This is a genomic window from Oceanicella actignis (genome assembly GCF_008124525.1).
Taxonomy (GTDB): domain Bacteria; phylum Pseudomonadota; class Alphaproteobacteria; order Rhodobacterales; family Rhodobacteraceae; genus Oceanicella; species Oceanicella actignis.
Genome location: NZ_VNHJ01000003.1, coordinates 187,765 through 208,065 on the forward strand (window position 1 = coordinate 187,765; position 20,301 = coordinate 208,065).

The 20,301-nt window shown below is 72.8% G+C and carries 19 protein-coding genes; 7 read left to right on the forward strand and 12 right to left on the reverse strand.

Annotation, left to right across the window (positions count from 1 at the left end; all coding sequences use genetic code 11):
- Positions 1-45 precede the first annotated feature (45 nt).
- The 3 genes from LY05_RS06135 to rsmA are packed head-to-tail and all read left to right on the forward strand — an operon-like array spanning position 46 to position 3,061.
- Positions 46-1,014, forward strand: a complete 969-nt coding sequence (locus tag LY05_RS06135) for a peptidylprolyl isomerase (protein ID WP_170258861.1) — start codon at positions 46-48, stop codon at positions 1,012-1,014.
- Positions 1,011-2,192, forward strand: coding sequence for a 4-hydroxythreonine-4-phosphate dehydrogenase PdxA (pdxA, locus tag LY05_RS06140; RefSeq protein ID WP_148922509.1), 1,182 nt, complete (start codon positions 1,011-1,013; stop codon positions 2,190-2,192). Before LY05_RS06135 ends, pdxA begins: the two co-directional genes overlap by 4 nt.
- Positions 2,189-3,061, forward strand: a complete 873-nt coding sequence (rsmA, locus tag LY05_RS06145; RefSeq protein ID WP_148922510.1) for a 16S rRNA (adenine(1518)-N(6)/adenine(1519)-N(6))-dimethyltransferase RsmA — start codon at positions 2,189-2,191, stop codon at positions 3,059-3,061. Before pdxA ends, rsmA begins: the two co-directional genes overlap by 4 nt.
- Positions 3,062-3,260: 199 nt before the next feature.
- Here rsmA and LY05_RS06150 read toward each other — a convergent pair whose 3' ends face one another.
- Positions 3,261-4,457, reverse strand: a complete 1,197-nt coding sequence (locus LY05_RS06150) for an acetate/propionate family kinase (RefSeq protein WP_148922511.1) — start codon at positions 4,455-4,457, stop codon at positions 3,261-3,263.
- Between the two features lie 123 nt (positions 4,458-4,580).
- Here LY05_RS06150 and LY05_RS06155 point away from each other — a divergent pair, with 123 nt between their 5' ends.
- Positions 4,581-5,336 (forward strand): sulfotransferase-like domain-containing protein, encoded by a 756-nt coding sequence (locus LY05_RS06155; protein WP_211356283.1) that lies wholly within the window; start codon positions 4,581-4,583, stop codon positions 5,334-5,336.
- Positions 5,337-5,348: 12 nt separating this feature from the next.
- Here LY05_RS06155 and cbiB read toward each other — a convergent pair whose 3' ends face one another.
- Positions 5,349-6,254 (reverse strand): adenosylcobinamide-phosphate synthase CbiB, encoded by a 906-nt coding sequence (gene cbiB / locus LY05_RS06160; protein ID WP_148922512.1) that lies wholly within the window; start codon positions 6,252-6,254, stop codon positions 5,349-5,351.
- Between the two features lie 16 nt (positions 6,255-6,270).
- Positions 6,271-7,041: a gamma-glutamyl-gamma-aminobutyrate hydrolase family protein gene (locus LY05_RS06165; protein ID WP_072745895.1), complete on the reverse strand. Its 771-nt coding sequence runs from the start codon at positions 7,039-7,041 to the stop codon at positions 6,271-6,273.
- 170 nt (positions 7,042-7,211) lie between these two features.
- Here LY05_RS06165 and LY05_RS06170 point away from each other — a divergent pair, with 170 nt between their 5' ends.
- Together LY05_RS06170 and LY05_RS06175 are read left to right on the forward strand one after the other, a co-directional pair.
- Positions 7,212-7,466: an HP1242/YdcH family protein gene (locus LY05_RS06170; protein WP_148922513.1), complete on the forward strand. Its 255-nt coding sequence runs from the start codon at positions 7,212-7,214 to the stop codon at positions 7,464-7,466.
- An 80-nt stretch (positions 7,467-7,546) separates the two neighbouring features.
- Complete coding sequence (locus LY05_RS06175; RefSeq protein ID WP_148922514.1) at positions 7,547-8,278, forward strand: GntR family transcriptional regulator; 732 nt, start codon at positions 7,547-7,549, stop codon at positions 8,276-8,278.
- A gap of 410 nt (positions 8,279-8,688) precedes the next feature.
- Here LY05_RS06175 and LY05_RS06180 read toward each other — a convergent pair whose 3' ends face one another.
- The 7 genes from LY05_RS06180 to aptA form a co-directional block, all read right to left on the reverse strand.
- Positions 8,689-9,678, reverse strand: coding sequence for an ABC transporter substrate-binding protein (locus LY05_RS06180; RefSeq protein WP_148922515.1), 990 nt, complete (start codon positions 9,676-9,678; stop codon positions 8,689-8,691).
- 60 nt (positions 9,679-9,738) lie between these two features.
- Entirely contained in the window at positions 9,739-10,581 is an 843-nt protein-coding gene (locus LY05_RS06185; RefSeq protein WP_211356289.1) for an ABC transporter permease, read from the reverse strand.
- A 95-nt stretch (positions 10,582-10,676) separates the two neighbouring features.
- Positions 10,677-11,552, reverse strand: coding sequence for an ABC transporter permease (locus LY05_RS06190; RefSeq protein ID WP_072745899.1), 876 nt, complete (start codon positions 11,550-11,552; stop codon positions 10,677-10,679).
- Between the two features lie 27 nt (positions 11,553-11,579).
- The gene (locus tag LY05_RS06195; RefSeq protein WP_072745900.1) at positions 11,580-12,410 is read right to left on the reverse strand and encodes an ABC transporter ATP-binding protein; all 831 of its coding nucleotides are present in this window, start codon (positions 12,408-12,410) and stop codon (positions 11,580-11,582) included.
- A gap of 12 nt (positions 12,411-12,422) precedes the next feature.
- The gene (gene hydA / locus LY05_RS06200; RefSeq protein ID WP_148922517.1) at positions 12,423-13,883 is read right to left on the reverse strand and encodes a dihydropyrimidinase; all 1,461 of its coding nucleotides are present in this window, start codon (positions 13,881-13,883) and stop codon (positions 12,423-12,425) included.
- Between the two features lie 115 nt (positions 13,884-13,998).
- The gene (locus LY05_RS06205; RefSeq protein ID WP_148922518.1) at positions 13,999-15,249 is read right to left on the reverse strand and encodes a Zn-dependent hydrolase; all 1,251 of its coding nucleotides are present in this window, start codon (positions 15,247-15,249) and stop codon (positions 13,999-14,001) included.
- A gap of 12 nt (positions 15,250-15,261) precedes the next feature.
- Complete coding sequence (gene aptA, locus LY05_RS06210) at positions 15,262-16,590, reverse strand: omega-aminotransferase AptA (protein ID WP_148922519.1); 1,329 nt, start codon at positions 16,588-16,590, stop codon at positions 15,262-15,264.
- 150 nt (positions 16,591-16,740) lie between these two features.
- Here aptA and LY05_RS06215 point away from each other — a divergent pair, with 150 nt between their 5' ends.
- Entirely contained in the window at positions 16,741-17,541 is an 801-nt protein-coding gene (locus tag LY05_RS06215) for a TetR family transcriptional regulator C-terminal domain-containing protein (RefSeq protein ID WP_148922520.1), read from the forward strand.
- Positions 17,542-17,590: 49 nt separating this feature from the next.
- On the opposite strand, the gene LY05_RS06220 is transcribed toward LY05_RS06215, so the two are convergent.
- Together LY05_RS06220 and LY05_RS06225 are read right to left on the reverse strand one after the other, a co-directional pair.
- Positions 17,591-18,808, reverse strand: coding sequence for a DUF2333 family protein (locus LY05_RS06220; RefSeq protein WP_148922521.1), 1,218 nt, complete (start codon positions 18,806-18,808; stop codon positions 17,591-17,593).
- Between the two features lie 652 nt (positions 18,809-19,460).
- Positions 19,461-20,219: a glutamine amidotransferase-related protein gene (locus tag LY05_RS06225; protein WP_148922522.1), complete on the reverse strand. Its 759-nt coding sequence runs from the start codon at positions 20,217-20,219 to the stop codon at positions 19,461-19,463.
- Positions 20,220-20,301 lie beyond the last annotated feature (82 nt).

The following is a 20,301-nucleotide window of genomic DNA, read 5'->3' on the forward strand; positions in this document are numbered from 1 at the left end:
AGCGACCAACCGCGCCGCCCGGCGGCGCCGAAACGGGAAGATCCGATGCCATTCACTCGCCTGCGCGCCGCGCTCGCCGCCGCGCTCGTCGCCGCAGCCGCGCTGGCCGCCCCGGGCCCCGGGCCCGCCGCCCAGACCGCCGGGGCCGGCGCGCCCCGCGCCGCCTTCCAGACCGTCGCCTTCGTCAACGGCAAGGCCATCACCAATTACGACCTCGACCAGCGCATGCGCCTTCTGCGCCTGACGGGCGCGGCGCGCGGCGCGGACGAGGCCGAGCTGCGCGAGCGCGCGCTCGACTCGCTGATCGACGACGCGCTCAAGCGCGAGGCGGCGAGCGCGGCGGGCATCCAGGTGCCGGCCGAGAACCTCGACGCCGCGCTGGCCGCCTTCGCCCGCGGCGCCGGGCTCGACCCCGCCCGGCTCGACGCGCAGCTGCGCAAGGCGGGCGTCTCGCGCCGCGCCCTCGAAGAGATGATCGAGACCCAGATCGCCTGGGCCTCGCTCATCCGCCGCGACTATGGCCCGCGCGCCGAGGTCTCCGAGGCCGAGCTGAACGACGCCATCGCCGATCAGGGGCTGGACCGCCGCGTGGTCTACGATCTGGGCGAGATCGGCCTGCCCGCCGGCAAGGATCGCGACGCGGCGCTCGCGCGCATCGAGGAGCTGGCCGCGCGCATCAACGCCGGCGAGGACTTCGCCGCCCTTGCGCGCCGACACAGCCGCACCCCCAGCGCCGCGCGCGGCGGGCGCATGGGCAAGGTCCCCTCGGACCGCCTGCCGCCCGCCCTGGCGGACGAGCTTGCGCAGCTTGAGCCGGGCAAGGTCACCCGCCCGCTGGGCGTGCCGGGCGGCGTCGTGCTGCTGACCGTCCTGGGGCGCGAGGAGCAGAAGATCGACCTGACCCCCGAGGATCGCGAACGCATCCGCCAGAACCTGCTCGAGCAGCGCCTGCAGCGCTATGCCGAAGGCCGCCTGCAGGAGCTGCGCGCGCAGGCGCATATCGAGCGCAAATGACCCCCGCCGAGGACGCGCGGCCCGGCGGCGCCCCGCCCCCGATCGCGGTTAGCGGGGGCGATCCGGCCGGCATCGGCCCCGAGATCGCCGCCGCCGCTTGGCGCGCGCTCTCGGCCGCCGGCGGCCCCGTCTTCGCCGCGATCGGCGACGCCGCGCTGTTCGAGGCGCAGGGCGCCCCCTGCGCGCGCATCGCCCAGCTTGCCGAGGCGCCGGCGGTCTTCGCCCGCGCCCTGCCCGTGCTGCACCGCCCGATGGCCGCGCCGGCGCGGCCCGGCCGCCCCGATCCGGCCAACGCGCCATGCGTCATCGCCTGGATCGAAGAGGCCGTGCGCCTGGCGCTGAGCGGCGCCGCCTCGGCGGTGACGACGCTGCCCATCAACAAGAAGGCGCTCAAGGACGGGGCCGGCTTCGCCTTTCCGGGCCACACCGAATTCCTGGCCGATCTGTGCGGAGCGAGTGCGCCGACGATGATGCTGGCCGGCCCGACGCTGCGGGTGGTGCCGGTGACGATCCACGAGCCGCTGGCGCGTGTGCCCGCGCTTCTGAGCGCCGAGGCCATCGAGCGTGCGGCGCTGCACGCGCATCAGGCGCTGCGGCGCGATTTCGGCCTGAGCGCGCCGCGCCTGGCGGCGGCCGGGCTCAATCCCCATGCCGGCGAGGGCGGCGCCATGGGCCGCGAAGAGATCGAGCTCATCGCCCCCGCGCTCGAGCGGCTGCGCGCGCAGGGCCTTGACATCGCCGGCCCGCTGCCGGCCGACGCGATGTTCCACCCGGCGGCGCGCGCGCGCTGGGACGCGGCGCTGTGCATGTATCACGACCAGGCGCTCATCCCGTTCAAGACGCTGGATTTCGACGAGGGCGTGAACCTGACCCTGGGCCTGCCCATCGTGCGCACCTCGCCCGATCACGGCACGGCCTACGACATCGCCGGGCGCGGCGTCGCCTCGGCGCGCAGCCTGATCGGGGCGCTGCGCATGGCCGCCGCCATGGCGCGCGCGCGCCGCGCCGCCGCCGAGGACGCGACGCAAGACGGGTTGGACGGCGCGGACGGGGAACCCGATGCGGGAACGCGCTCGGGGCCGGGTTCGGGGCCGGGTTCGGCGCGGCGCGCGGGGTCCGGCGCGCCGACGCGCCCGGACCGCGGCTCGGCGCCCGGAGCCGGGGACGCGCGCTCATGACCCTGGCCGAGGACGGGCTGCCGCCCCTGCGCGAGGTGATCGCGCGCCACGGGCTGGCGGCGAAGAAGGCGCTGGGGCAGAACTTCCTGCTCGATCTGAACCTGACGCGGCGCATCGCGCGCGCGGCGGGCGATCTGTCGGGCTGCGACGTGCTCGAGATCGGCCCCGGCCCCGGCGGCCTGACCCGCGCGCTTCTGGCCGAGGGCGCGCGGCGCGTGGTGGCGGTCGAGCGCGACGCGCGCTGCCTGCCGGCGCTCGACGAGATCGCCCGGCGCTGGCCCGGCCGGCTCGAGGTTGTGCACGGCGACGCGCTGGAACTGGATCCCGAGGCGCGTCTGAACGCGCCCTGGCGCATCGTCGCCAACCTGCCCTACAACGTGGGCACCGAGCTGCTGGTGCGCTGGCTGACCCCCGAGCGGCGCGGCGGCGGCTGGCCGCCCGGCTGGTCGGGGCTGACGCTGATGTTCCAGCGCGAGGTGGCCGAGCGCATCGTCGCCCGCCCCGGCGCCAAGGCCTACGGGCGCCTGGCGGTCCTGGCGCAATGGCGGGCCGAGGCGCGCATCGCCTTCGACGTGTCGCCGCGCGCCTTCACCCCGCCGCCCAAGGTGTGGTCCTCGGTGGTCGATCTGCGCCCCCTGCCCGCGCCGCGCCACCCGGCCGAGCCCGACGCGCTGGCGCGCGTCACGGCCGCCGCCTTCGGCCAGCGCCGCAAGATGCTGCGCCAGAGCCTGCGCACCCTGCGCCCCGACGCCGCCGAGATGTGCGCCGAGGCCGGAATCGATCCGACCCTGCGCGCCGAGGCGCTGGACATCGCCGATTTCTGCGCCCTGGCCCGCGCGCTGCGCGCGCGCGAGACGGCCCGCGGCTGACCGGGCGCCCGGGCCTTCGTTCTCCCGGGCCCGCCCCCGGACGCCGCAAGGCCCCGCCCGCCCCACGGCCCGCGGCCCGCGGCGCGGCCGGCGCCATCCAGGCGCGCGGCCCGATCGCTCGCGCCCCCGCGGGCCTGCTCGGGGCCGCATCGACGCCTCGCGCGCGGGCGCGGTCCGCTCGCGCCCCCCGCGCGCCTGCTCAGCCCTTCGCCATGGCGCAAAGCCGCGCCGCGGCGTCGGCGATCACCGATTCCTCGTCCGCATGGATCACGAGCGTCTGCACCCGCGCGCCCGGCGCGCCGATGCGCGCCGCCCCGGCCGCGTTCGCCTCCTTGTCGAGCGCGACGCCCAGAAAGGCGAGATCCTCGCAGATCATGGCCCGCACGGGGGCCGAACGCTCGCCCACCCCGCCGGTGAAGACCAGCGCGTCGATGCCGCCCATCTCGGCCGCCAGCGCGGCGATCTCGCGCCGCGCGCGCAGGGCGAAATGCGCGACCGCCTCGCGCGCCTGGGCGGGGGCGTCGGGCGCCAGAAGGCGGCGCATGTCGCCGCTCAGCCCCGACAGGCCCAGAAGACCCGAACGCTTGTAGAGCAGGGCCTCGACCTCATCGACGCTCATGCCCTCGGCGCCGATCATGTGCAGGACCACGCCCGGGTCGAGCTGCCCGCAGCGCGTGGCCATCACCAGCCCGTCCAGCGCGGTGAAGCCCATCGAGCTGGCGACCGAGCGCCCGCCGCGAATCGCGCAGGCCGACGCCCCCGCCCCCAGATGCGCCGCCACCACGCGCCCGCGCGCCAGCTCGGGCGCCTCGCGCGCCAGGGTGCGGGCGATGTGCTCGTAATTGAGGCCGTGAAAGCCATAGCGCAGCACGCCCCGCGCGTGCCATTCGCGCGGCAGGGCGTAGGTCTCGGCCACGAAGGGGCGGCCGCGGTGAAAGGCGGTGTCGAAACAGCCCACCTGCGCCGCCTCGGGAAAGGCGGCGCGGGCGGCGCGCACGGCGGCCAGATTGTGCGGCTGGTGCAGCGGCGCGAAGGGGATCAGGGCCTCGAGCGCGCGCACCGCCGCCTCGTCCAGCAGCGCCGGGGCCGCGAAGTCGCGCCCGCCATGCACGATTCGGTGCCCCACCGCGCGCACCTGCGCCATGGCCTCGGGCGCGGCCCGGCGCAGCGCCTCCAGCGCGGCCCCGAGCGCGGCGGCCTGCCCCCCCGCCCCCGCCCCGGCCGGGGCGAGCGCGCCGCGCGCCAGCTCGCGCCCGTCGGCGGCGCGCAAGAGCAGCTCGGGCGCTTCGTCCAGGCGCGACACCTCGCCGCGCAGGACAAGCCGCGGCGGCCGGCGCGCCTCGAACAGCGCGAATTTGAGCGAGGACGACCCCGCATTGAGCGTGATGAGCGTCATGAACCCCTTCCCTGTTTCGCGCCCTTCTAGCAGCCGCGGCGGCGGCCGTCATGCCGATCGCTCTTGCGCCCGGCGCGCGGGCGGGGCATCTGGCGCGAGCGCGCAACGACAAGGAGCCCACGGGTGACGCCCACCGCCCATTCCGCCCCCAATGACGAGCCCCCCCTGCGCCTTGCGGTCTGGTCCGGGCCGCGCAGCCTTGCCGCGCCGCTGATGCGCAGCTTTGCGCAGCTGCCCGGCTGCGTGGTGCTGGACGAGCCCCTTTACGCCGCCTTCCTTGCCCGCACCGGCGCGCGCCATCCCATGCGCGAGCGCATCCTCGCCGAGGGCGAGCCCGCGCTTGACCGCGCCATCGCGCGCTGCCTCGCCCCGGCGCCGGGGGCGCGGCTGATCTACCAGAAGCACATGACGCGCCACCTGCCCGAGGGCGCGGATCTGGAGTGGACCGACGCGCTGACCAACGTGTTTCTGATTCGCGATCCGGCGCGCGTCCTGGCCAGCTACGTGGCCAAGGGCATCGTGCCGGAGTTGTGGGAGCTGGGCATCCACCAGCAGCTCGAGATGTTCGAGCGCGCCTCCGACATTCTGGGCCGCGCCTGCCCCGTCATCGACGCCGAGGATCTGCGCGCGGACCCCGAGCGCGCGCTGCGCGCGCTGTGCGCGCGGGTGGGGCTGACCTTTGACGAGCGCATGCTCAGCTGGGCGCCGGGCCGGCGCGCCTATGAAGGGCCGTGGGGCGCGTTCTGGTATGATGCGCTCGAGGAATCGACCGGCTTCGTCGGCCCCTCGGCCCCGCCGGCGGAGCTGAGCGACGACGCCGCCGAGCTGGCCGAAGCCTGCCGCCCGGCCTACCGCACGCTGCGCGCGCATGCGCTCTAGGCCGCCGCGCGGTCAGATCCCAAGCGCCACGGCCGCGACCAGCAGGACCGCCCAGCCACGCCAGAGCATGTCGGCCGCCCGCTCGACGTCCGCCGCCGCGGGCGCGCGCCCCTCGGGGTGGACGAAAGGCTCGTCGCTCAGGCGCCCGTCATAGACCCGCGGACCCGACAGCGACACCCCGAGCGCCGCGGCCATCGCCGCCTCGGGCCAGCCCGCGTTGGGCGAGCGATGCAGGCGCGCATCGCGCAGCATCACCCGCCAGCCGCGCGCCCCGCCCCCGACCAGACACAGAACGGCCCCCGACAGGCGCGCCGGGATCCAGTTGGCAACGTCGTCGGCCCGCGCCGCCGCCCAGCCGAAGGCCGCGAAGCGGGCATTGCGGTGACCGATCATGGAATCCGCCGTGTTCAGCGCCTTGTATGCCGCCATGCCCGGCAGACCGGCCACCGCGAACCAGAAGGCGGGCGCGACGACGCCGTCCGAGAAGTTCTCGGCCGCGCTCTCGATCGCGGCGCGGGCCACGCCCGCCTCGTCCAGCGCGCGCACGTCGCGGCCGACGATCATCGCCACCGCCGCGCGCCCCGGCCCCAGGCCCTGGCGCAGCCCGCGCGCCACCGCGCGCACATGATCGACCAGGCTGCGCTGGGCCAGCAGCACGGCCGCGCCCAGCGTCTGCCACAGCCAGCCGCCCGGCGCCCATGCGGCCAGCGCGCCCAGCGCCGCCCAGGCGCCCGTCGCCGCCAGCACCGCCGCCGCGCCGCGGGCGCGCCGGACCGGCTCGGGATCGGACGGGCGGTTCCAGCGGCGCTCGAGCGCGTCGATCATCCGCCCCATCAGAACCGCGGGATGGGGGACGCGCCGCCACAGCGCCTCGGGCTCGCCCAGCAGCGCGTCCAGAATCAGCGCCGCCCACAGCATCGCGCCGCGCGCCCGCTCAGCGGCGGGCTGCGGCGAAGGCGCGCGCGGCCTCGCCGAAGGCCTCGAACAAGGGACGCGAGACCGGGTCCTGCGCCGCGCGCCACTCGGCATGCCATTGCACGGCAAGCGCGAAACCGGGCGCGTCGCGCACCGCCAGCGCCTCGATGGTGCCGTCCTCGGCGCGGCCCTCGACCACGATGCCCTCGCCGACGTCCAGAATCCCCTGCCCGTGCAGCGAGTTCACCATCACCTCGCGCTTGCCCAGAAGCCGCTCGAAGCGGCCGCCGGGCGACAGCAGCACCTTGTGGCGCAGGGCGAACTTCTCTTCCAGCGTGCCCTCGGGCGGCATGCGGTGGTTCATGCGCCCGGGCAGCTCGCGGATTTCGGGATGCAGGGTGCAGCCGAAGGCGACGGCGATCTCCTGAAAGCCGCGGCAGATGCCGAAGATCGGCCGCCCCTCGGCCACGCAGGCGCGGATCAGCGGCAGCGTCACCGCGTCGCGCGCCGGATCGAAGGGGCCGTGGGCCTCGGTCTCGGCCATGCCGTAATGCGAGGGATGCACGTTCGGCCGCCCGCCGGTGAACACGAACCCGTCGCAGACCTCGCGCAGCGCGTCGAGATCGACCGCGCCCGGCATGGCCGGCACCATCAGCGGCAGCCCCCCCGCGGCCTCGGCGACCGCCGAAAGGTTGATCTCGCCGGCCGCCTGGACGGGATACTGGTCGTTGATCAGATGGGCGTTGCAGATGACCCCGATCACGGGCTTGCGGTCAGAACGCGAAGGCATGCGCGGCTTCCTGCTTTTCGGCGTCGCGGCGGGCCCGGCGCCCGCCCCCGGCGGACAATAGGCCGCCGCGCGCCCAAGGTCGAGCGCGCTTGATCCAGCGCAAGGCGCGGCGCGCGCCGGGGCGTTAGCGAGGGGGCAAGACGCTTTCGCATCGCAACAAGGAGCGATCCATGACCCACGTCCCCCACGAGCTGCACGAAGAGCTGCCGGAATTCGCCGAGCGCATCCACGCGCTCAAGCTGTCGGACGCCCACTTCGCCCGGCTGGCCGAGCGTTATCACGAGCTCAACCGCGCCATTCACCGCGCCGAGGCCCTGGTCGAGCCCATGGACGACATGGCCCTGGAAACGCTGAAGAAAGAGCGCCTGGCGCTTCTGGACGAGATCCGCGCGATTCTCAAGCGCGACGCCGCGGACGCCGTCTGAGCCGAGCGCAGGGGGCGCGTTTCCCTTTCTCCGGCGGCCTGAATGTGGTATCGAGGTCGCCCAACGGAAAGGGACGCGCCATGCTCCCGCAAACCGACGACGCCGCGGCGGGCGGCGCAACATCCGAACGCCTCAGGCGCGACTTGCGCGACCGCGTCGTGCGGCTCGAGATCGAGCCCGGCGCGCGGTTGTCCGAATGGGCGATCGCCGCCGAGTATGGGTGCAGCCGCCAGCCGGTGCGCGAGGCGTTCATCATCCTGGCCTATGAAGGCTTGCTCGAGGTCCGCCCCCAGCGCGGCACCTTCGTGCGCCTTCTTTCCGAGCAGCGCATCCGCGCCATGCGCTTCGCGCGCGAGGCCATCGAGGCGGCGCTCGTGCGCCGCGCGGCCGGCGCGCCCGAAGTCGTGCGCGCCGCCATCGTCATGGGCATGCGGCGCCAGATCGCCGAGCAGCGCAAGGCGGCGGATGAGGAGGGATTTCTCGCCTTGGACCGCGCCATGCATCGCGAGCTGGCGCGCGCTCTGGGCGCGATCCATGCGTGGCCGCCCTGCGCGGCGGCCAAGTCCCAGACCGAGCGCATACGCTTCATCGCCGGCCGCCCCGAAGATCCGCGCGACGCCGCGCTGGCCGAGCACGAGGCGCTGGCCGAGGCCATCGCCGCAGGCGACGCCGACCTGGCCGAGGCGACGTTGCGGCGCCATCTGCGCAGGGTCCTGCGCCTTCTGCCGGCCGCCAGGGCCGCGCGCCCCGACTGGTTCGACGAATCCGAGGACGGCGCCGGAATCGACGCCCACGCGGCCGCCGGCGTCTGAACCTGCGGCCCAGGCCGAGCGCGCCCGCACCGAATGGCGGCGGCGTTTGCGCGTCGCGGCTAACCGGGCGTTGCGGACTGCGCAAATCGCGGCGCCTTCGATGGGCCGGAGCTTGAACGACAAGCCCGCGCCTCGCCGCCTCGCGCCCTGTCGCCCGCTCATGCCCCGCCGGGCGGACCGCAAGCCCCCAGCGCGACGACGCCGCGCGCGTCGGCCGGACCCGCACGCAAGCGGCGTTTCGACGTCGGGGCGGCCCAACGGGCCGGCGGGCGATGGGCAGGCGGGCGACGGGCAGGCGGGCGATGGGAAGGCGGGCGATGGGCGCCCCCCGGCGCTCCGCTCGGCGCCCGCGGAAAACAAGGCGGCGCCCCCGATCATGCGGGGGCGCCGCCGGCGTCAGGCTTGCGCGGTCACTTCAGCGCCTTGTCCGTGACGGCATGCGTCCAGGCGCCCTCGGGGCGACGGGTGATGACCGGGTCCGAGCCGCCCGAAAGCAGGATGTCCACCGTGCGCTCGTAATCGGCCGGGTCCAGCTCGCCGTTCGAGCCGGCGGTCAGCTTGGCCACCTCGCGCATCATGCGCCGCTGGTGCTTTTCGGTCTGGGCGCCGGTGGCGTCGTTCTCGAGCACGATGTCCGCGGCCTCGTCGGGATGCGCCTCGGCCCATTTCCAGCCCTTCATCGAGGCGCGCACGAAGCGCACCATGCGATCGAGGAAGGCGGGATCCTTGAGGTTCTGCTCGAGCACGTAAAGCCCGTCCTCGAGCGTCGCCACGCCCTGGTCCTCATACTTGAAGACAACCAGCTCCTCGGGCTTGAGGCCCGCGTCGATGATCTGCCAATACTCGTTGTAGGTCATGGCCGAGACGCAGTCGGCCTGCTTTTGCAGCAGCGGATCGACGTTGAACCCCTGCTTGAGCACGCGCACCCCCTCGGGGCTGCCGTCGGTGGGGATGCCCAGCCGCGCCATCCAGGCCAGGAACGGATACTCGTTGCCGAAGAACCAGACGCCCAGCGTCTTGCCGCGGAAATCCTCGGGGCTCTTGATGCCCGTATCCTTGCGGCACACCAGCATCATGCCCGAGCGCTTGAAGGGCTGAGCGATGTTGACCAGCGGCACGCCCTTTTCGCGGCTGGCCAGGGCCGAGGGCATCCAGTCGATGATGACGTCCGCCCCGCCGCCCGCGATCACCTGCGGCGGCGCGATGTCGGGGCCGCCGGGCTTGATCTCGACCTCGAGCCCCTCTTCCTCGTAGAAGCCCTTGTCGGCGGCAACGTAGTAGCCGGCGAACTGGGCCTGGGTGACCCATTTGAGCTGCAGCGTCACCTGGTCGGCCGCCTGGGCCAGGCCCGCGGCCAGCGCCATGGCCGACGCCGCGGCTCCCGCGATCCAATTGCGCATGGGATATACCTCCTTGTCGTTTCCCTGTGGTTCTTGTCGTATCGCCGCTGCGCGCCTTGCTCAGCGTCTTTGCGACGGATGCCAGAACGTGACCGCCCTTTCGATCAGGGCGATCGCGCCGTAGAAAGCCGAGCCGGCCAGCGCCGCCACGGCGATCTCGGCCCACACCATGTCCAGGTTCATGCGCCCCACCTCGGTCGAGATGCGAAAGCCCATGCCCACGGTGGGCGTGCCGAAGAACTCGGCCACGATGGCGCCGATCAGCGCCAGCGTCGAACAGATTTTCAGCCCGTTGAACATGAAGGGCGCCGCGGCCGGCAGGCGCAGCTTGCCCATGGTCTGCCAGTAGCCGGCCGCATAGGTGCGCATCAGGTCGCGCTGCATGCGCTCGGCGGATTTCAGGCCCTCGACCGTGTTCACCAGCATGGGGAAGAAGACCATGATGATCACCACCGCCGCCTTCGAGGGCCAGTCGAAGCCGAACCACATGACCATGATCGGCGCCACGCCCACGATCGGCAGCGCCGCGACCATGTTGCCCACGGGCAGAAGCCCGCGCTGCAGGAACTCGGACCGGTCGATCAGCAGCGCCGTCGCCACCGCCGCGCCGCAGCCCAGCGCGTAGCCGATCAGCACCGCCTTGAGGAAGGTCTGCGAGAAGTCGGCCCACAGGATGTGCCAGCTGTCGGCGATGCGCTCGGCGATCATGCTGGGCGGCGGCAGCAGAACCGCTGGCACGCCCGCGCCGCGGGTGACCGCCTCCCACAAGAACAGCACGGTCAGCCCGAACACGGCCGGCGCTGCCAGCCCGGCATGGCGCCAGCCGCTGCGCGCCAGGCTTTCGACCAGCGCCCAGGCGCAGGCCCAGGCGCCCAGCGTCGCGGCCCAGCCCCAGGGCGGCATGCCGGCGGGCGCATGCGCCGCGCCCAGCGCCAGCCAGGCCAGCGCCGCCGCGGCCGCGGCCAGCGGCAGGGGGGGAAGCTGCGCGATTCGTCCGATCATGCCGCCGCCCCCATCCGCCGAAGCACCCTGCGGTGCATCGCCCCCACGATCGCCACCAGCGCCGCGGCCAGGATCGAGGCCGTCACCAGCGCCGACCAGATCTGGATGGTCTGCCCGTAATAGCTGCCCGCCAGCAGCCGCGCGCCTAGGCCCGCCACCGCGCCGGTCGGCAGCTCGCCCACGATCGCGCCGACAAGGCTGGCGGCCACCGCCACCTTGAGCGAGGCGAACAGATAGGGCATCGAGCTGGGCAGCCGCAGCTTCCAGAAGGTCTGCGCCGTCGTGGCCGACCAGGTGCGCATCTGGTCCATCTGCATGGCGTCCGGGCTGCGCAGCCCCTTGACCATGCCCACCGCCACCGGGAAGAAGCTCAGATAGGTCGAGATCAGCGCCTTGGGCAGCAGCCCCGAGATCCCGACCGCGTTGAGCACGACGATGATCATCGGCGCGATCGCCAGGATCGGGATGGTCTGCGAGGCGATGATCCACGGCATCAGGCTCAGATCCAGCGCGCGGCTGTGCACGATCCCCACCGCCAGCAGCACGCCCAGCAGCGTGCCCATGGCGAAGCCCAGCAACGTGGCCGAGAGCGTGACCCACGAGTGATAGACCAGGCTGCGCTTCGAGGTGATCTTCTTGTCCACGGTCGTCTTCCAGATCTCGACCGCCACCTGATGCGGCGCGGGCAGGACCGGGCGGTCCTGGCTCATCGCCGCGCTCAGCATCTGCGTCAGCGAGGGGGCGCGCCCCGCGCGTTCGGCCTGGTCGCGCTCCCATTGCAGGTTCAGCGCGGCCGCGGCCGCATACCAAAGGACCAGGATCGCCATGAGCACGCACAGCACCGGTCCCGCATCGCCCGCCGCGCGCCTCATCGCGCCGCCTCCCGGCCGGGCCGCCGCTCAGTCCTCATAGCTGTGCCCCGCCTTGAGCCCTTCGCGCACGCGATGGGCGATTTCCAGGAATTCGGGCGTCTCGCGGATGTCGAGCGGCCGCTCGCGCGGCAGGGTCGACTCGATCACGTCGATGATCCGCCCCGGGCGCGGGCTCATCACCACGATGCGGGTCGACAGATACACCGCCTCGGGGATCGAGTGGGTGACGAAGCCGATGGTCTTGTCCGTCTTGGCCCACAGCTTGAGCAGCTGCTCGTTGAGATGGTCGCGCACGATCTCGTCCAGCGCGCCGAAGGGCTCGTCCATCAGCAGGATGTCGGCGTCGAAGGCCAGCGCGCGCGCGATCGAGGCGCGCTGCTGCATGCCGCCCGACAGCTGCCAGGGGAACTTGCGCTCGAAGCCCGTCAGGTTGACCAGCTCGAGCGTGCGGCGCACGCGCTCTTCCTGCTCTTCGCGCGGATAGCCCATGATCTCGAGCGGCAGGCGCACATTGGCCGCGATGGTGCGCCAGGGATACAACCCCGCCGCCTGGAAGACGTAGCCATAGGCGCGCGCCAGGCGCGCCTCGCGCGGGGTCATGCCGTTGACGCGCACCTCGCCCGCGGTGGGCTGCTCGAGATCGGCGATCACGCGCAGGAAGGTCGTCTTGCCGCAGCCCGAGGGGCCGATGAACGAGACGAAATCGCCCTTGCGGATCGTCAGATCGACGTCCGACAGCGCGTGCACCGGCCCGTCATCGGCCGGAAAGGTGAGCGAGAGGCCGCGCGCCTCGATCACGGCGGGGCGGGAGGCGGCGTCGTCCGACGCCGCCGCGGTCCGGCTGGCTTGCGCTTGCACGGGACCCCCTCCTCAGACGCCCGAGGGGATGTTGCGCGGGTCGCGCTCGATCTTGCGCGGGGCGGTCAGCGCCTTCCACTTCGACAGCGCCTTGTGCGCCGAGGGGAAGGCCGGGCGCGGCACGAAGCGCCCGCGCCCCGGGCGCGGCGGCACGTTCTGTCCCGCCGACCACACCACCTCGCCGCGCGAGAGGGTGAAGCGCGGCAGCCCCGTCACCTCCATCCCCTCGAAGACGTTGTAGTCGATGATCGACTTCTGCGTGGCGGCCGAGATGGTCTTGCGCGCCCTGGGGTCCCACACCACCACGTCGGCGTCCGCCCCCACGGCCACCGCGCCCTTGCGCGGGTAGATGTTGAGGATCTTGGCGATGTTGGTCGAGGTGACGGCCACGAACTCTTCGGGCGTCAGGCGGCCCGTCTCGACGCCCTTGGTCCAGAGCACCGAGAGCCGCTCCTCGAGCCCGCCGGTGCCGTTGGGGATGCGGGTGAAGTCGCCGTCGCCCATGTGCTTCTGCTCGGTGGTGAAGGCGGCGTGGTCGGTGGCCACCACCTGCAGCGAGCCGGCCATGAGCCCCGCCCACAGGCTGTCCTGGTGCGACTTGTCGCGGAAGGGGGGCGACATGACGCGCCGCGCGGCGTATTCCCAGTCCTTGTTGAAATATTCGGTCTCGTCCAGCGTCAGGTGCTGGATCAGCGGCTCGCCATAGACGCGCATGCCCTTCTGGCGGGCGCGGCGGATGGCCTCGTGCGCCTGCTCGCAGCTGACATGGACGATGTAGAGCGGCACGCCCGCCGCGTCGGCGATCATGATGGCGCGGTTGGCGGCCTCGCCCTCGACCTCGGGCGGGCGGGAATAGGCGTGCCCCTCGGGGCCGGTCACGCCCATGGCCAGGTATTTCTGCTGCAGCTCGGCGACGATGTCGCCGTTCTCGGCATGGACCAGCGGCAGCGCGCCGATCTCGGCGCAGCGCTTGAACGAGGCGAACATCTCGTCGTCCTGCACCATCAGCGCGCCCTTGTAGGCCATGAAGTGCTTGAAGGTGTTGACGCCGCGCTTCACGACCTCGGGCATCTCCTCGAAGATGCGCTCGTTCCAGTCGGTGACGGCCATGTGATAGCCGATGTCCACGCAGATCTGCGGGGCCGACTTGCGGTCCCACTCGTCCATGGCCGACAGAAGCGAGCCGTCCTCGCCCGGCAGGCAGAAATCGACCAGCATCGTCGTTCCGCCCGCGGCGGCGGCGTAGGTGCCCGACTCGAAGGTCTCGGCCGCGGTGGTGCCCATGAAGGGCATCTCCAGATGAGTGTGCGGGTCGATGCCGCCGGGAATGACGTAGGCGTCCGAGGCGTCGATGACCTCGTCGCCCTTCAGGTTCTCGCCGATCTCGACGATCTTCTCGCCCTCGATCAGCACGTCGGCCTTCCAGCTGCGGTCGGCGGTGACGATGGTTCCGCCCTTGATGACCTTGCTCATGACATGCCCCCTGCGTTGTCGCGTCTTGCGCGTTTGTTCTTGGGTTGATGCGCCGCGGCGCGCGGCTTGGGCGCCGGACGCGGAAACGGCCCGCCCCGAGGGGCGAGCCGCGCCTTCATTCGACGATTTCGGCCGTCTCGACCACCGCGTGGAACAGCACGTCGGCCCCCGCCGCGGCCCATTCCTTCGAAATCTCCTCGGCCTCGTTGTGGCTCAGCCCGTCCACGCAGGGGCACATGACCATGGCGGTCGGGGCGACGCGGTTGATCCAGCACGCGTCGTGCCCCGCGCCCGAGATGATGTCCATGTGCGAATAGCCCAGCCGCTCGGCCGCGCGGCGCACGGCGGCGACGCAATCCTTGTCGAACTCGACCGGATCGAAGCCGCCGACCTTCTCGAACGCGACCTCAAGGCCCATCTCGTCGCAGATCTTCTTCGCCCCCTCGCGCAGGCGGTTCTCCATGTCCTCGATCACCGCCTTGTCGGGCGAGCGGAAATCGACCGTGAACACCGCCTTGCCGGGAATGACGTTGCGCGAGTTGGGGTGCACCTCGACATGCCCCGCCGCGCCCACGGCATGGGGCTTGTGCGACCAGGCGATCTCATCGACCAGCTGCAGGATGCGCGCCATGCCCAGCCCCGCATTCTTGCGCATGGGCATGGGGGTCGAGCCGGTATGCGCCTCCTTGCCGACGACGGTGACCTGCGTCCAGCTCAGCCCCTGGCCGTGGGTGACGACGCCGATGTCCTTGCCCTCGGCCTCGAGGATCGGGCCCTGCTCGATATGCAGCTCGAAGAAGGCCTTCATCTTGCGCGCGCCCACCGGCTCGTCGCCCTTCCAGCCGATGCGCTCGAGCTCGTCGCCGAAGCGCTTGCCCTCGGCGTCGGTGCGCTCATAGGCCCAGTCCAGATCGTGCACGCCCGCGAACACGCCCGAGGCCAGCATGGCGGGCGCAAAGCGCGTGCCCTCCTCGTTGGTCCAGTTGACGACGACGATGGGATGGCGCGTGCGGATGTTCAGATCGTTGAGCGTGCGGATCAGCTCGAGCCCGCCCAGCACGCCCAGAACGCCGTCATAGCGCCCGCCCGTGGGCTGGGTGTCGAGGTGCGAGCCCACATAGACCGGCAGCGCGTCGGGGTCGGTTCCCGGGCGCATGGCGAACATGTTGCCCATCTGGTCGAGCCCCATCTGGCAGCCCGCCTCCTCGCACCAGCGCTTGAACAGGGCGCGGCCCTCGGCGTCGGCGTCGGTCAGGGTCTGGCGGTTGCAGCCGCCGGCGACGCCGGGGCCGATCCTGGCCATCTCGTGGATCGAGTCCCACAGGCGGTCGGCGTTGATGCGCAGGTTCTCTCCGGGTGCGGCCATGGCTTGCTCTCCTCAGTCCAGCGTCTTGAGCACGTCGCCCAGCGTGCCGATCAGCTCGTCGATCTGGGCCTTCGAGATGATCAGCGGCGGCGACATGGCGATGGTGTCGCCCGTGGTGCGGATCAGGATTCCCTTCTCGTAGGCCTTGAGGAAGGCCGAGAAGGCGCGCCGCGTGGGCTCGCCCGCGATGGGCTCGAGCTCGACCGCGCCGATCAGCCCCTGGCCGCGGATGTCGATCACATGCGGAAGGCCGCGCAACGAGAACAGCGCGTCGAGCCAGTAGGGCTCGAGCTCGGCCGCGCGGGTCAGCAGCGCCTCGTCGCGGTAGGTCTCGAGCGTCGCCAGCCCCGCCGCCGCCGCGATCGGGTTGCCCGAATAGGTGTAGCCGTGGAACAGCTCGATCATGTGCTCGGGGCCGGTCATGAAGGCGTCGTGGATGCGCGCGGTGGTCAGCACCGCGCCCATGGGGATGACGCCGTTGGTCAGGCCCTTGGCGGTGGTGATCAGGTCGGGCATGACGTCGTAATGCTGCGCCGCGAAGGGCGAGCCCAGGCGCCCGAAGCCGGTGATCACCTCGTCGAAGATCAGCAGGATGCCGTGCCGGTCGCAGATCTCGCGCAGGCGCTGCAGGTAGCCCTTGGGCGGCAGCAGCACGCCGGTCGAGCCGGCCATGGGCTCGACGATGACCGCCGCGATGGTCGAGGGGTCGTGCAGCGCGCACAGCCGCTCCAGGTCGTCGGCCAGCTCGGCGCCGTGTTCGGGCTGGCCGCGGGTGAAGGCGTTCTTCTCGGGCAGATGCGTGTGGCGCAGGTGGTCCACCCCGGTCAACAGCGCGCCGAAATGCTTGCGGTTGGCGACGATGCCGCCGACCGAGATGCCGCCGAAATTCACCCCGTGATAGCCGCGCTCGCGCCCGATCAGCCGCGTGCGCGCGCCCTCGCCCCGCGCCCGGTGCCAGGCGATGGCGATCTTGAGCGCGGTCTCGACGCTTTCCGAACCCGAGTTGGTGAAGAAGACGTGCTCGAAGGGCTCGGGCGCGATCTCGGTCAGCCGCGAGGCCAGCTCGAACGCCTTGGGATGGCCCATCTGGAAGGCGGGCGCGTAGTCCAGCTCGGCGGCCTGCTTCTGGATGGCCTCGGTGATCTTCGGCCGGCAATGGCCCGCGTTGCAGCACCACAGCCCGGCGGTGCCGTCCAGCACCTGGCGGCCGTCCGAGGTGGTGTAGTGCATGTCGCGCGCGGCGACGAACATGCGCGGCGCCTTCTTGAACTGCCGGTTGGCCGTGAACGGCATCCAGAAGGCGCGCAGGTCGTTGGGCGCGGAGGCGCTGCGATCCGACATGGTTCGGCTCCCTGTCATGGGGTCCGCGGCGCTGCGCGCGGCCCCGATTTCGGATTGTTCTTGCGGTCGCGTTGACCGTCTGGTCAAAATTCACGCTAGCACGGCCGCTTGGGCGGTCAAGACGAAAAAATACGCCATTCGGAGCCCCGCATGACGCGCGAAACCGACGCCCGCCCCGCGCCCGCCCCGCCCCCCCGCGCCAGGGCGCGCGCACGCAAGAAGGCGCCCCCCGCCGCCGACGCCCCCACCCCGCGCGCGGCGCGCACGCGCCGGCGCACCCGCATCCAGCGCGAGAACGAGCGCAAGATCCTGGCCGCGGCGCTGGACGTGTTCTCGGCCTACGGGTTCCGCGGCGCGACTCTCGACCAGATCGCCGAGCGCGCGGGCATGTCCAAGCCCAACCTGCTTTACTACTTCCGCCGCAAGGAGGACATCCGCGAGGCGCTGCTGACCAGCCTGCTCGACGCCTGGCTCGAGCCGCTGCGCGACCTGTCGGCCGAGGGCGACCCGATGCGCGAGATCGCCGCCTACATCCGCCGCAAGCTCGAGATGTCGCGCGACCGCCCGCGCGAAAGCCGCCTGTTCGCGGGCGAGATCATGCAGGGCGCGCCGGCGATGACGGCGCACATCAAGGGCGAGCTCAAGGCGCTGGTCGAGGAGAAGGCCGAGGTGATCCGGGGCTGGGCGCGGGCGGGCAAGATCCGCCCGGTCGATCCCATGCACCTGATCTTCGCCATCTGGGCGACGACCCAGCACTACGCCGATTTCGATTCGCAGGTGCGCGCGCTGCTCGACGTCTCGCCCGACTCGGACGGGCACTATCACGACGCCGCGCGGTTTCTCGAAACGCTCTTCCTGAAGGGCCTCGCCCCCGAACCGGACGCGAAGCCCCATGCCGGGCCGGGCGCCGGGCCCGCCCCGCGGACCGGCGGCGCCGAGGGCGAGGCGTGACCGCGCCCGCGGCCAAGGCGCGCCGTCGCCCCCTTGCGGGCGCCGCGCCTCAGCGGTCGATGACGTCGCGCAGCTCGACCATGTTCGCGCGGGCGCGGTAGATGGCCTCGGCCATGGCGGCCAGGTGGTTGGGCATCATCAGACCGTCCGAACGCCCGTTCGAGACGATCAGCGGCTCGAGCGCGGCCGCCTCGGCCACATGCGCCTCGAGCCGGTCCCACAGCTCGACCAGGTCGCGGCGCTCGACCACCTGCGCGAAATCCTCGCGCAGCGCCTGCATCAGCCCGTGCAGCGCGAACATCTGCCCGCGCGCGCGGTGGAACAGGTTGTCGGCGCGGAAATCGAACCAGCCGCGATTGTTCCCCGGCCCGGGCACGAAGCGGTCGAGACGCGGGTCGTAGACCGTCCCCCGCGAGCGCTTGGACAGCTGGTCCGTGATCCCGCCCAGGAGCTTGCTCATGCGGTCGATCACCACGCGCAGATTGTCGGCGCGCGCGTCATACACCGCCGCGCAGTCGGCCAGCGCCTGGTTGTAGCGCAGATACGAGCGGATGGCGCCGCGATACGAGCCGGCGGCCGTGGTGGTGGCCACCAGCGCGTTGTCGCGGTCGAGCGGGCTGTTGAGCACCCAGGCCCGTTCGCTGATCTGCAGGCGCGACTGCGCGCCGATCAGATCCTGATGCGGGGCCGAGGTGCCGCGCACGCGCCCCAGCGAGTCGCGCAGCTCGATGGCGAAGGCGCGCAGCACGTCCAGCACTCCCAGCTGGAAGGCGGCCTTGTTGTCGAACCAGGGCGTGTCCTCCCAGTCGATCAGCCAGAACACCCCGGCCTTGTAGAGCGGCGAGGCCGGCGCCCACACGTCCTGATTGACCATCATGTCGATGAGCGCCGCCTGCATGGCGACGGCGCGGCTGGGCGCGCAGACCCGCGCCGCGCCGGACGCGTCGGCGTCGGCCGGCTCGGCGGCGTCGGCCGCGTCGCCCGTCCCGGCGCCCGGCGCGACCCCCGCCGGCGCGCCCGTGGCCGCCAGCACCGCCTGCGGGTAGGACAGATCGCCCGCCCTGAGCCAGCCGAAGTTCCAGATCAGCGCGCCAAGCCACAGGACAAGCCCCAGCAGGATCAGCGCCGGCGCGCGGCGCGCAAGGCCGCGCGCGCGCCCCTCGGGCCGGGTTTCGGGCGGCACGCCCAGCGGCGCGCGCCGACGCAGCCCCAGCACGCGAAGGAGCCAGTCCCAGAACTCCATGATGGCGTCGATGATGGCGGTCATGGCCCTGTCTCCGTGCTTGCGCGGCCCATGCGTCGGGCCCTCTTGCCCGCATTCCTACGCGCTGGCGCGGCGTGCGCCAAGGCGCGCGTCGCCGCGCCCGGCGCGAACCAAGCGCCGCGCCGCCCCCGCGCCGCGCGGATGCCGGCGCGGCGCACGGCCCGCGGGACCATGGCGGCCGGCGGCGCGCGAAGGCGCGCTGCGCCGTTCGCCGCGATTCCCTTGCGCGCCGCCCTGCGCGCACCGCACCGCGACGCATGCCGTCCGGCTCCATGGCGGGCGGCGGTGGGCGCCAAAGCCCGGCCCATGGCGCGCCTTTCTTGCGCGCCGCCCCGCTCTGGCCCCGGCGCGGCGCATGTCGCCCGGCTTCATGGGGTGGGCGCCGCCGGTCAACGCCCGGCCTTGAAGGCGATTCTCCTGCGCGCCGCGCTTGCGCGGCGCGACCGGCCAGGCCCTGCGCCACGCCGCGGCGAGGCCTGCGCCAGGCTCCGGCCGCGGGCCCGCGCCGAACCTCTGCCGCGCGCGGGCCCGGCGCGATTCGCCCGCCCGGGCGGCCCGGCGCGAGGCGGCGCGACGATGTCGCGCATCCCGCCCCATCCGGCGCCCGGCCGCGTCGGACGCCTGTCGCCAACCGGCGCCTGGCCGCCTGCGGCGCTCAGCCCGCGGCCCGGCCGCCGGCGGCGCCCTGTTTCGCGCCGGCCTCGTCCCCGGCCCCGTTGCGCGCCGGGCGGGCATGGGCGCGGAAGAAATCGGCGATGCGCCGCGCCATCCAATCCGAATCCAGCGGCGCGTCCATCCGCGCCAGCGCGGCGTCGGCCAGGGCGGGGTCGTAGACCGTGCCGCGCCGCGTCTCGATCAGCTCGCGCGAGAATTCGCGGCGGAACTCGGGGTGCGGCTGGTAGCTGATCGCCGGCGCGTCGCGATAGACCAGCCCCGCATAGGGGCAGAACTCGGACGAGGCGACGACCTCGGCCGAGGGCGGCTTGCGCGTCACCTGATCCTGATGCGAGGCGAGGATGGTGATGGGCCGCCCGGCCTCGACGCTGTCATAGGTCTGCGGGCCGATGCCCCAGCCGCGCTCGGACTTCTCGACCTTGCCGCCCAGCGCCTCGGCCATGATCTGGTGGCCGAAGCAGATGCCCGCCATGGGCGCGCGCGCCGCCGCCGCGCGGCGGATGAAATCCTTGAGCGGCTCGATCCAGGGCAGATCGTCATAGACCGCGTGCTTGGAACCGGTGATCAGCCAGCCATCCGCCTCGGCCGGGTCGGCGGGCAGCTGCCCGTCGACCACGCGCCAGACGCGGAAGGCGAAGCCCTGCCCCGCCAGCAATCGGCGGAACATGTCCGCGAAGCCACCGTGACGCGCGCGCATCTCGGGCGCGACGTCGCCAGTCTCGAGAATGCCGATCAGCATCGGGCCGCCCTTTCCTTTGCGCCGAACGCGGGCAATATATGCCCGTCGCCGCCGAACGCCAGCGCCGCGACGGAAAATTCGC